The sequence below is a fragment of the Erwinia persicina genome, from assembly GCF_014838825.1.
GTDB lineage: Bacteria > Pseudomonadota > Gammaproteobacteria > Enterobacterales > Enterobacteriaceae > Erwinia > Erwinia persicina_A.
Map to the genome: position 1 here is coordinate 1 of NZ_JACYMO010000014.1, position 12,623 is coordinate 12,623.

The window sequence follows — 12,623 nt, forward strand, 5'->3', positions numbered from 1 at the left end:
TCGCGTTGCTGGCCACGTCCACCTTACCGGTCAGCGGATTGGTGGTCAGCTTCCTGATTTCCGTCGCCAGATACGGCGACGCACCGCTCGCCAGCGCCCCGGCCAGGTTGTTGCCCGCCAGCGCCGTCAGCGCGCCCGTTACCGCCTGCGCCGCCTTCTGCAGGTCGCTGCCGGTGCCGTACTGCCGCATCGCGTTGTCATAGGCGCGCTGCATCACCGCCGCGCTGCCGGCCGGTTTACCGTCTTTCGCCAGCTGCTCCCGCGCCTGCGCCAGCGCCGCCGGATCTGTCTGGGCCTTCAGCCCCGCGATGTCGCCCTGCGTGCGGATAACGTCCATCGCCTGACCGCCGATTTCACCTATCAGCTGCGCTTCCTGGAGCCTTCTCTGCTCCTTCTCCTTGTTGAATATCGGGCTGATGCTGCCGGCGTTGGCGTTATCCGTATCCCGGTTCAGCTGTGTGATGTCCTGCTGCTGTTTATCAGTATCACGGACTGTCAGAGTCCCTTCACTGACCCCGGCCTTCGTCGTGCCCTCTGCATGGCCGCCGTTGTTGGCACCCGACAGCATGCCGCCGGCCATGTTGGTCAGCAGGTCCTTGCCCACCGGCCCGCCGGTGCTGAGGCTGCCGCCGCTGTGCGTGGCCTTAAAATCGGCCTGGTTGTGGATGTCGCTCCACCCCAGCGTGCCGGTATCGAGGCGGTTCCTGTCGCTCTCCGCCGTGCTGGCTATCACCGCGCCGTCGAGCTGGGTGTGCTCTTTGACGGTGACGTCATAGCCGCCTTTGCCCGCAAACAGCCCGGTCTGCTCTTTAACGCTGTCGAAGTTGCTGTGCAGCTTGTCCCGGCTGGCGCTGACGCTGGCGGAACCGGTCATCGAACCGAAGGTGAAGCTGCCGCCCGCGCTGACGTTCTGCTGCTTCGCATCATAGCGGTCGCTGTCCCGTTCGCTTGCCAGCGTCAGGTTGCGCCCTGCGTCAACGGTGATTTTTTCCCCACTGGCCTGCGCCCCTTGCAGAGTGGTGTCGCGGCCGCTGGTCAGGCTGAGATGGCTGCCCGCATCGAGCGTGGTTTCGCTATGGGTCAGGCCGTTGCCGTTCTCATGCCCTTTACCGGCGTTTACCCCGGCAGAGACGCTGATGCCGTAGCCGCCAGTGCCGGCACCGATACCCACGCCGACGTTGCCACCTTTACTGCTGTTAGTGCCTGTTGTGGATTCGCTATTCTGCGCGGAGTGCAGGGTAATATCCCGCGCCGCATCAAGCGTCAGGTCTTTGCCCGCCTTAAGCTGACTGCCGGATATCGCGATATCGCCGCTTTGCGCGGCGTTATTCTTACCGGTTGCCGTTATCGACAGGTTTTGCCCGGCGCTGAGCGTGCTGCCCTGCGACTGGTGGCTGTCGGTGCGGGTTTCGCTCTTCGACGACTGGCTGCCCCAGGAGGCAGTGACGCCAACGGTGTTGGTGGCTCCCTGCGCGGCACCTTTATCACCCGACTGCAGGCCGGCTGCAGCATTCTTCGCGTCCGCCGCCCCGGTCAGGGCGTCGTCACGCGCCCAGGCCTGTGCAGCCTGCACGCCGGACAGCGCCGCTTTGGTGTTTTGCAGCGCGTTCAGGCGTCCGTCGCCTTCCTTTCTCGCCTGCTGCGCAGTGCTGACGGCGGCGTTGAGCGCGCTGCCCACGCTGCCCGACAGCGCCACGCTCAGCCCGCTCTGCTTCTGCTCGAAGGTTTCCTTGCGGGTGCGCTGGTCGTAGCCCGGGTCGATAGCCACGCTGTCGCCAGTAAGGTTCAGGTCCCTGGTCGCCACCAGGTCGGCACCGCCGATGTGCAACTGGTTGCCTGCGGTGATACTGACATTGCCCTGGCTGCTGCCGACGGTGCTGACGCTCTGGCTCTGGGTCCTGCCTTTTTCGTCGACTTCGTGCTTGCTCGACTGCTTACCAACCGTAAAGCCGATGCCGCCGCTGCCCAGCAGGCCGCTCTTTTTCTTCTCATCCAGCCGGTAGTGCGTGTCGGTCTCGGTGGCCGCACCGATATCAACGTTATGTCCGGCCTGCAGGTTCACGTCACGGTCGGCGGCAATCGCCGACCCGGTGACCGACAAGTCATTGCCGGCGCTGACGCTGACGCTCTCCCCGCTGAGCAGGGTACCTTTCTCACGCGTGGTGGCATCATGCGCCACGCTGTGGCTGCTCCTTTTTTTCAGGAAGCCCTTTTTCTGAGATCGTTCCTCACTGAAGGTTGACTCGCGTTCGGTGGCGGTATTGAGGGTTACATCCTTTTTCGCCTGCAGCGTGATGGCCCCCTGTTCGCTGTGCAGGGCGCTTGCCGTGGCGGTAATGCTGCCGTCCTGCGCCACCACCGTGACGCCGTCGCGCCCGCTGAGGGTACTGCCCACCACATTTTCACGCAGGGTTTCTTCGGCGCGCTGACCTTTGGTTTTCCGGCCGCGACTCTCCTCGCTGGAGACGCGATGTTCGCTGTCGGTGGTGTGATTAAGGGTCACATCCTTTTTCGCCTGCAGGGCGATGGCGCCCTGTTCGCTGTGCAGGGCGCTGCCGTTGACCGTTACGTCGCCCCCTCGCCCGATAACCGTGACCCCTTGCTGACCGCTGAAGGTACTGCCGCTGCTGGTCTCACGTGTGGTTTGCTCGATGCGATGGCTGTTGGTCTTGCCCTTGCGTTTGTTTTCACGGTCCTGGTCCTGCGTGTGGGTCCGTGCGTCCTGAATAGTCACGTCCTGCGCGCTGATGCCGATGCGGCCCTCTTTGCTGTCAACCTGCGCGCCTTCGGCCAGTAGCTGGTTGCCCGCGACCAGGGTCACGTCCCGATCGCCTCCGAGGCTACTGAGCGTCAGCCGCTCTTCCTCGCGGCTGTTGCTGACTGACGATGTCCGGCTGTTGGCGTCCAGGTGCGTGGTGTTGGTGGTCTTATCGGCAAGGAGGTTGATATTGCCGCCGGCCTGCACGCCCAACTGGCCGCCTGCCTGGACCTGGCTGCCCGTCAGCGTCACGTCACGCCCGGCATTGAGCGTAAGATTGCCGCCGGCGTTAAGCTCACTCCCCAGCGCCTGCTGCCATTCGCCGCTGACCTGCGCCATCCGGGATCCGGCTGCCTCCGTGCCGCCGCGGGTGCGGTTGCCCATCGAGCCGGAGATAACCCCAAGGTCAGCCGTGTGGCTGCTTCTGGCAGTGGTAATGGTCAGATTGTTGCGCGCGCTCAGGCTGAGGGTGTCAGCCGCAGTCAGCTTCGCGCCCGCAAGCCGAATATCAGTGCCGCGCAGGCTGATATCATCGGCACTCATCGTCGCCTGGCGCAGCGCGTCCTGCAGGTTGGTGCTCATCGACAGGGTGTCGGCCTGCACGTCAACAGTGCCGGCCTTGATGTCGCCACCCTGGTGCAGGAACTGCCCGGCGTCAACCGTCAGAGCTTTGTCGGCAAACAGGTTGCCAGCATTGGTGATGCTGCCGGCCGAGAGCTGCAGATTGCCGCCGCCAATCACCGCCCCATCCCCGGTCAGGCGCAGCGTGCTCTGTGCCAGGTAGACCTTCGGTACCCACACCGTTTGCGGACCGTCGGCCGTTTGTACCGTCTCGCTGACCAGCCAGACGATGTCCTGCTGCAGCGCGGCGATCTGTTCCGGCGTCAGGGCCACGCCGGGCACCAGATGGAAGTCCTGCGCGACCTGGCTACCGTTGCTCATCAGCTGCTGGTACTGCGCCATCGCATCTTCCCCCCTGACGGACGGTTTACCGGTGAGTGCCAGCACCTGCTCACGCACCAGGCGCTGCTCGTAAAAACCGTCGCCCAGGCGCTTGTGTGCCTGCGCCGGGTCATAACCCACCCGGTCGAGCAGGTAATCGCTGCTGATAAACTTATCGCGGCGGGTAAAGCGTTCGTCGGTGACCACCAGGAACGGGCTGGCGGGCGCCGTATGCTGGGCAAAAAGGCCATTATTGGGAATGGCGGTCGCTACATTACCCAGATGCTGTAACTGCGTTAGCGCCAGCTCGGCCGGTAGCAGCGGGCGCCCCAGCGGCGAAGACGGTGTGGCGCCCGGCCTGGTCACTTGCTCGCCCGGCGCAAGCGCGGTGTCGCCATCCAGTAGGGCAGCACCTTCAACCGTAAAGGCCAGCGGGTTGCGCTCCAGTTCGGCACGTTCGGCGTCCACGGCGTTTAATGCCGACTCGAGCCGGCTGATTTGCGCCTGGTTTACCGTCGTGTTGGTAATGCTGGCGCCGTTGATGGTAACCGTGCCGTTGCCGGTAATAATGCCGTCAACGGTGGTCAGCGCCGTGGTTTCGTCGCGGTTGAACGTCGGATACCAGTGATGGGTGTCCTTGTCGTAATGGTCGACAATGACGGCCTGCCGCCGTTCATTGACCGAGTAACCGCGATTGTCCACGCTGCCACCGCCATCCTGCGTCAGGTTGCCGTTGGCGGTGATGACGCTGGCGTCATTGAGCAACTGCCCGGTAATGCGCAGCAGCAGATTGCCGCCCGCCAGAATGCGCGCGCCGATACCTTCGGAGACCAGCCTGTCGCGCGTTACCGTGCCGCTCTCGCTACGTTCGCGGAAATTGTTGTAATCGGTGACGAACGGTGCGCTGTCGATATCAATGTGCTTTTCGGGGTCCCAGGTCAGCACCTGCGTCCAGTCGTGCTCCCAGTGGAAGCCGTTTTGATAGGGCGTCGGGATGGTCGCCAGCTGATTTCCCCCACGCGTTTCATAGAACGTCATGGCGTAGCTGCCGTCGTTATTCGGCTTAAGCGCCAGGTAGTTGACCCACAGGTCGGTCAGCTGGCCTTTGTTGTCTTTTACGCGCACCTGCGCGCGCTTGCCCGCCGCATCAATGGCCAGCAGGGTGCCGTAGCGGTTGCTCTGCGCCGCCGCGTCATCCTGGAAGGTCAGCTGCTGGGTGGTTGGCGCCATGGTGCTTTTATCGGGGTTGACCGCCGAACCATAGGTGCGCCAGTAGTAGTTGTAGCGGTGCCACTTGTAGTCGCTCTTTTCTGCATCGCGCTCTATCTCCAGCCCTTCGCGCAGATTGTCCAGCCGGCGGGCCTCGACAGTAACGTTGCCGTCCGCTTCGATAAAGCTCGCCCGGTTCTCAATCAGGCCATCGCTGTGAAGCGACAGGCTGTCGCCGCTGTAGAGCAGGGCGCCATCCCGGTTGCTCAGGCGCTCACCGGCCCACAACGTCAGACTGTGGGCCGCCGCGATCACCGCAGGCTGACCGTGGTTGTCGAGAGCACGCGCACGCACGCTAATGTCGTCGCCCATCAGCGCTGCGGCGTTGTCCAGGGTACCGACGTCCATCGTCATGGTGTCCGCTTCGATGCGTCCGGTGTTTTTCAGGGTCCCGGCCGTCAGCTGTAGCGTTTTGCCCACCAGGGCCGCCGGATTGGTGATGCTGCCCGCATTGAGGATAAGTTTGCCCGGTAGCAACCAATCCGCCAGGTTGGTAAAGGCACCGCTCAGGGAGAACGTCACCGTGCCGTTGCTGCTGACGGTTTCGCCCGCGGTGCGGGTGTAATCCTGCTGCGCGCTCAGCGTGAGCGACTGCAGACCGAGCAGGGTGCCCCGCTGATTTTCCAGGGTGCGCGTATGCACGGTCAGGTCACCGGCACTCTCTACCCGTCCGCCCTGATTGAGCAGGACGAGCGGTGAGTCGGTCGGCGACAGTCCGGCATTAATGGCGATATGACCGTTGGCAAGGAGTCGTCCCTGGCGGTTATCCAGCGTGGCGACATCCGTGAAGGTGAGGGTGCCCGCACTTTGCAGCCGTCCCGCCGCGTTGTCGATGTCGCGCGCGCGGATGCCGGTGTGCGTGGTGCCCAGGATCAGGCCGCCGTCGCGGTTGTTCAGGCTGTCAGCTTGCAGGTCAAGCGACGCCTGGCTGCTGAGCGTCCCCTGAGCGCTGTTGTCCAGCGCGTCCGCCTTGAGCCTCAGCGCCTGCATTGCGACGAGCTGGCCGCCCTGGTTATTCACCCGCGTTGCGTTAAGCGTCAGCGATGCAGCGCTGTGAACCTTGCCCTGCTGGTTGTCAAGCCGGTCGATGTGATAGGTGCCTGCACCCTGACTGATAAGCGTGCCGCCGGCGTTGTCCAGCTGTGCCGTCGCCAGGTCAACGTCACCAAGGCTGCTGAACACTCCCTGTCGGTTATTGATATTGCCCGCCGTTACCCGCTGGTCGCCGTTGCTGCGTACTGTACCGCCGGTATTATCAAGCAGGCTGAGGATGCGCAGCGTCAGCGCCTGCCCGGCGTCTGTCGTCCCACCGGCATTTTTCAGTGCCTTTGCGTCAAGCGACAGCGCGTCGCCGCTCTGCAGCCTGCCGCCGCGGTTATCCAGTTCGCCGTTCAGGTTCAGGCGCAGCAGCTTCTGACTGTACAGCTCACCGTTTTGGGTGTTGTTAAGGCTCAGGGCAGCAATGTTCAGTGCCTCTCCCGCCAGCCACTGGCCGCCCGCATTGTTGATTGCCCCGGCGGAGGCATCCGCAGTCGGGCCCTGTACGGCAAGCAGCCCCTGTGCGGAAACTTTGCCGCCGTGGTTATCGATATCCTGCGCAACGTGCAGCACCAGGTCCGCCGCAGACTGCAGGATACCTTCGGTATTGCCCAGCCGGTTCGCTGAAAGCTGCGCATCCTGCTGGCTTTGCACGCTGCCCCGTGCGTTGTCAAAGCTGCCGCTGACGGCGTGCCAGCTGCCCTGGCTGCCCATCCAGCCGCTGGCATTGACAATGTCCTGCGCGTCGAGCTTTTGCGACAGCTGACTGAAAATACGTCCCTGGCCATTATCCAGCTTCCCGCTGAACTGCATGTCCAGGCTGTCCAGCGCGTTGACAGCCCCCAGAGCATTCAACAGGTTTGCAGCGCGTACCCACGTGCTGCCGCTGCCGGTCAACGTGCCGCCCTGGTTGTTCCATTCCCCGGCGAGGCTGAGTGCCAGTGCGTTCTGGCTGTAAACCCGCCCAGACTGACGGTTGGTCAGTCGTCCGCCCTGCAGAGCCAGGGTGCCGCCGCTCTGCAGCGAACCACCGTCATTGTCAAACAGGCTGAGCGCGCCTGCGTTAACCGTGACTGCCTGCTGCGCGCTCAGTTTGCCCGCGCGGTTAAGGATATCGCCTGTACTGTTAAGGCTCAGGTCGCCACCGGACTGCAGCCTGCCGCTGGTATTGTCGAGCGACTGCGCACTGGCGTTGACCTGATGGCCGCCCTGGGCGGTACCGCCACGGTTATCCCAGTCGCCCCCGACGTTTAGCGAGAGGCCATCACCGGCCTCAAGCCAGCCGCCGGCATTATTCAGCCCCTGCTGCGACGTCAGGGTGACGTCGTTTTGGGCAATGACCTTACCCAGGGCATTATCCAGACTGCCGGTCGTCAGCGTCAGCGACTGACCGCTGATTTCACCCTTTCCATTCGCGAGCAACCCCGCCGCGGTGAGGGTGAGCTGCTCACCACCCAGCAGCTTGCCGTCATCGTTGTGCACGTCCCGTGCCGTTACGGTAGCCTGCCCGATTGCGGTGAGCGTGCCGCCACGGTTGTTCAGGTCGCCGTCGGTGTGAGCCGCCAGCGTTTTACCTGCGCCAATGAGTCCCTGGTCGTTGTCCAGCCCCTGATGGGCATTCAGGTCCAGCGTCTGTTGGCCAATCACCTTACCCTGTGTGTTATCGAGGCTGTCAGCGCTCACCGTCAGCACCGTGCCGCTGATTTCGCCTCCGCGGTTGGAGGTGCGCCCTGCAGCATTAAGGATCAGCTGCTGGCCTGACAGCAGTTTCCCGTCGTCGTTGTTGACGGCGTTCGCTACCGCCTTCAGTGACGTTTCGCCCTGCGCCGTGCCGCTCCGGTTGTCCCAGTCGCGGGTGTGAATGTCCAGCTCTTTACCCGCCCCGATGAGGCCACGCTGGTTATCCAGGCTGTCTGCGGTCAGACCAAGGTCGCCCTGACTGATAACCTGCCCCTGGGTATTATCCAGATGCCCGGCCTTCAGAGTGAGCTGGCCGCCGCTCAGGGTGCCGGACTGGTTGCTGACGTCACCGCCCGCGCTGAGCGTCAGGGCGTTACCGGCCAGCAGGTTACCACCCGCGTTATTGGCCGCGCCGGAGCTATGCACCACCAGCGCTGTCTGGGTTTTTACCGTGCCGTTCTGATTGTCCAGACTACCAGCGTCAAGCCGCAGATCGCCGTTGCTACCCAGCTCGCCGCCCGCATTGTCGAGCAGGCCGCTGACTCGCCACTGCTGTGCCGCGTTATCGAGTGCCAGCAGGCTGCCGCGCTGGTTGGTCAGCGCTGCAGCGCTGAAGCTGAGCTGGCGGCTTTCTATGGTGCCGTCACTGTTGTCCAGCCGTCCCGTCAGCGCGAAACGACTTTCACCACTTCCCGTCTGGGACCAGGTGGCCTGCTGATTGAACAGGTTATTTGCAGCGACGTCCCAGCGGCCCGCTTTCACCCTGGCCTGCCGCGCATCAATATCAGCGGCGGTGTTGATGACAAGCTGTTTGCTGTCTATCGCTGCATATCGCAGCGCCGCGCCGCCTTCCCTTGCGTTTAGCCGGGCACGGCTGGCCGCGACGTTCGCGCCGCTGATGTCGACCCGGCGTCCGCTCACATCAACATCTTTTTTACTGAGCAGGCTGCCGCTGGCGCGAATATCGCCCTGGCTTTCCAGGCGCAGGCTGGCCTCGCGGTTAATCTGGCTGTTAGCATCGCTGCCCGCCAGAAGGTGCCCGCTGCTCTCTATACCGCGAATGGCGTTGAGCTGCACATCACCCGCCGCCGCGAGGGTGCCTGTCTGCGTCAGCTTACCCTCGCGGCTCTGCACGTAAAGTTGACCACCGCTGTGTAATTTACCCTGATAGTCAACAGCGTCTCTGGCCGCCAGGCGGATATCGCCACCGGCCTGCGTGGCAGCATTTTGCGCATCTGACTGCCAGTTGAGCCTGCCCTCACTGCTGACGGTCAGCGTCTTGCCCGCCTGAACCTGCGCGTTCTGGTTGCGCACCCCGACGCCAGCCTCCGTGCCGATCATGCGGATACTGCCGCTGTACATGCCGCCCATCTGGCCCATATCAATCGCCAGCTCAGGAGCTTTACCGTCGGTGGCCAGCGCCGTCACCGTTTTACCATCGGCACTGATGCGATTGCGTCCTGCGACCACGTTGAGACCCTGCCGGGCCCAGACGCCCGCGTTGATATCAACCGCACGCGCCAGCACATCAACATACTCAGTATCATGCCGCGCGTCGCCGTTCAGGCCGCCGCCTTCAATACGCACGGTGCCGCGCTCGACCTGATAACCGGCGAGGCTGCCATCCGCATTCAACTGGGGCTTACCCGTGGTCAGCGTCATCCGTCCGGCATTAATGGTGCCGCAGCCGTTGCAGACGATCCCCGCCGGGTTAGCCACAATGACCTGTGCCCGCCCACCCGCAACTTCAAGAAACCCGCGCAGCTCGCTGGGGTTGTTGCTGTTGACTTCATTGAGAATGACGCGGGCCGGGGCCGATTTGGGATTGAGATTCGGGTTACCCTGGATCATCCCTGCCAGCTGCGTGGAGGTCATTGAGGCGGAGTTATTGAGGATGGCCCCCTTCTTATCGACGTCGAACTGGCGGTACTGGTTATGGGAGACCCCGGCCTGGTTGGGGGCGGTAATATTCACCTGCGGCAGGCCGTTCTGGGTCGCGATCACCTGCGGGCGCTGCGCCCCCGCCTGTCCGTCGGCAACAATCCCTCCGGCTGTCGCCGTGCCAGCACAGAGTGTCAGACCCAGCATCCATATCACCCTGCGCACCGTTACCCACAGGCGAGGCGCTCCGGTGGCACGGGTTTGTCCGGGTTCGCTGCTGCAGCTACGGGCCAGTTCCGAAACCACCCGCAGCTCCCCGTGAGTGCGGCTGAAAATAAGACGATAGCAATGCTTGTTCATGGGTTCGTCCTTGAAGGCGTAAGATCCGTTCAGTGAAGTATGCGGCTGTCGCTCAGGCGGCCGGCCGGTTAAATTTCCAGGTTAACGCTGAAGCCCGCCGTGGCGCCTGATGTGTGGAATTGTTCAGGTTTATACAGCGGCACGCCGGCAAACAGGTCGTAACTGAACCGTCGCCACAGCGCCCCGCGCACGCCCACGGCGCTGCCCGCCAGCTGATGCCCGGACAGATAACGCGTGCCGGGCCCGTCAACGCGGCCGTAGTCCAGCGCGACGTAAAGCTCATGCCCGCGCGACAGCACATTCCACGCCATCTCATTGCGCCAGATCAGCCCTTTCTCACCGGAGAGGATCTGCTCCCCGTCAAAGCCGCGCACGGTGTAGCGCCCGGCAATCGCCAGACGTTCCTGGGGGGTCAGCGGGTTTGCGCTCCACTGCCCGCGCAGGCTGGTCACATAGCGCCACGGCTCTTCACCCAGGGTAAACGGCTGGTTCAGGCTGATATCTCCGAGGGCAATGCCGGTACGGGCGCTGCCGCTGTGGGTGTCCTCTTCCGGGGAGCGCAGCGCGCCGAAGGCCCCGGTGCCGCGCCGCCAGTTAATGCTGGCATCCAGCGTGGCATCGCTGAAGTAGCTGCGCTGGCTGAGTCCAAACTCCCAGCCCGCCGTCCGGCGGTGTTGCTGTTCGATATCAATACCGTCGACGGCGTTCGTCGAGTGCTTACGCCAGACGCGCATATTCAGTGTGGTTTTATGCAGCTGATTGCGGAACAGCAGGCGGGACAGTGTCAGTTGCACGTTGTCGCTCTTCCCGCTGTAACTGAGCACCTCGTTGGCGTTGGCGATGTTCTGGTGATAGGTGTAGTTGTTATAGTTGGCGGCCAGCCCCCAGTAGCCGAACGGCACAGAATAATTCAGGGTATGGGAACGGTTGCCAAACGGGCCGTGATCGAAGAGATCTTTACCGATGTTGGCATAAAACAGGTCGTTCTGGGCAAACGGGGCGTCCACGGCCAGCGTGGCGGATCCGAGATAGCGGCCGGTGCTTTTGGAACCGCTGTCATCCAGTCCCAGGCTGAGGCGCACCGGGCGTCCCTCTGCCCAGTTCACCTGCAGATCGCTGGTGCCATCGCGCCCGCCGGGCAGGATACTGATATCGGCCGACGCACTCGGTACGCGGCGAAAGTTTTCCAGCCCCTGTTCAATATCGCGCAGATTCAGCACGTCGCCGGGTGAGGCGGGGACGGCATTCCACATGCGGGCACGCCAGGACACCGGCTGGCTGAAACGAATATGGTCAATGCGCCCCGGCTGGAGCGTCAGCGTCAGCACGCCGGTTGTCAGATCCTGCTCCTGCGCCATTACGCGCGTGGTGACATAACCCGCAGCGAGAATGGCGTTCTGCACCTTATTCAGGGCCAGCATAATCCCCTGTCCGCCGAGGCAACGGCCTTTTGCCCCGTCTGCCGCCGCCAGCGCCCACTGAAAGTGGGGCGCAAGATCGCCGTTAAGACGCAGAGTCTGAATGGGGAAACAGGGTTTTTCATTCGTGGGGTAGTCCGGCAGTACCTCACCGGGGCGCGTCAGACGGACATCACTTTCCGGCGCATTTTGCTGCTGTAACGCTCGTTCCCGCGCCTGTTGTCGCAGCTGCTCCCGGGCATCCAGGCTGGCAGCCTGGCGGGCATCACTGTCGGGCAACAGGGCAGCCAGAGTGGGGGAAGAATAAGCCAGCACCGCACCCATAAGCACAGGCGCGATCTCCCGGCGCTGAATAAAGCGAAAAGATAAAGTCATTCTAATGAAAGTCCGTTTACAGAGAAATTAGACGTTATAATTTTCGGACATTATCCATTCAAAAAAGGGGATATCAAGCAAAAGTAGCGTAATATTGCTTTTTTAATCATCAGCCTCTGCACTGAGATAAGTTAATTCTGATTATCATTCCGCATGAGGCTGGATATAAGTTACTCCTTAGAAATTTATACTTACAAACCCGCTTTGGACAAAATAACGCCCTGGCAGATACGTCTTCGCTCTGCCTGAAGGCTTATTCAGGCCCTCTCTTAATTCAGGGCATAAAAAAAGCCCCGCAGTGCGGGGCTTATTCAGCGATATTAATCGCGATCCTTTCTTAGAAAGGAATATCGTCATCGAAGTCCATCGGAGGTTCGTTATTTGCCGGTGCACTGTTCTGCTGTGGGGCCTGCTGCGGACGGGACTGCTGCGCGCCGCCGCTGAACTGGTTGTTGCTGCCGCCCTGTGGCTGCTGTGGCTGGCCCCAACCGTTGTTGTTGCCACCGCTCTGACCGCCGCCCGCTGGTGCGCCGCCGCCCTGAGCACGACCGCCCAGCATCTGCATGGTGCCGCCGACATTGACAACCACTTCAGTGGTGTACTTCTCTACGCCTGCCTGATCAGTCCATTTACGGGTCTGCAGTGCGCCTTCAATGTAAACCTGAGAACCTTTACGCAGGTATTCGCCCGCCACTTCGGCCAGCTTGCCGAACAGCACAACACGGTGCCATTCGGTTTTCTCTTTGGTTTCACCGGTCTGCTTGTCACGCCAGCTTTCGGAGGTCGCCAGAGTAATGTTGGCAACGGCACCGCCATTCGGCATGTAGCGAACTTCCGGGTCCTGACCCAGATTTCCGACTAAAATTACTTTATTTACGCCTCTGCTGGCCATGTTGCTCTCT

Annotated in this window: 3 protein-coding genes; all 3 read right to left on the reverse strand. The window is 62.4% G+C overall.

Translation table 11 applies throughout. From position 1 onward, the window contains the following. Positions 1 to 9,928, reverse strand: a 9,928-nt coding sequence (locus IFU29_RS20855) for a hemagglutinin repeat-containing protein (protein WP_191935608.1), incomplete at its 3' end; no start/stop codon positions are given. Positions 9,929 to 9,996: 68 nt separating this feature from the next. Then, positions 9,997 to 11,721, reverse strand: coding sequence for a ShlB/FhaC/HecB family hemolysin secretion/activation protein (locus IFU29_RS20860; RefSeq protein WP_191935609.1), 1,725 nt, complete (start codon positions 11,719 to 11,721; stop codon positions 9,997 to 9,999). A 337-nt stretch (positions 11,722 to 12,058) separates the two neighbouring features. Beyond that, positions 12,059 to 12,613: a single-stranded DNA-binding protein SSB1 gene (gene ssb1, locus IFU29_RS20865; RefSeq protein WP_062748286.1), complete on the reverse strand. Its 555-nt coding sequence runs from the start codon at positions 12,611 to 12,613 to the stop codon at positions 12,059 to 12,061. Positions 12,614 to 12,623 lie beyond the last annotated feature (10 nt).

Coding starts and splice junctions, on each gene's coding strand:
- IFU29_RS20860 (WP_191935609.1), bottom strand. CDS start 11,721: ATGACTTTATCTTTTCGCTTTATTCAGCGCCGGGAGATCGCGCCTGTG.
- ssb1 (WP_062748286.1), bottom strand. CDS start 12,613: ATGGCCAGCAGAGGCGTAAATAAAGTAATTTTAGTCGGAAATCTGGGT.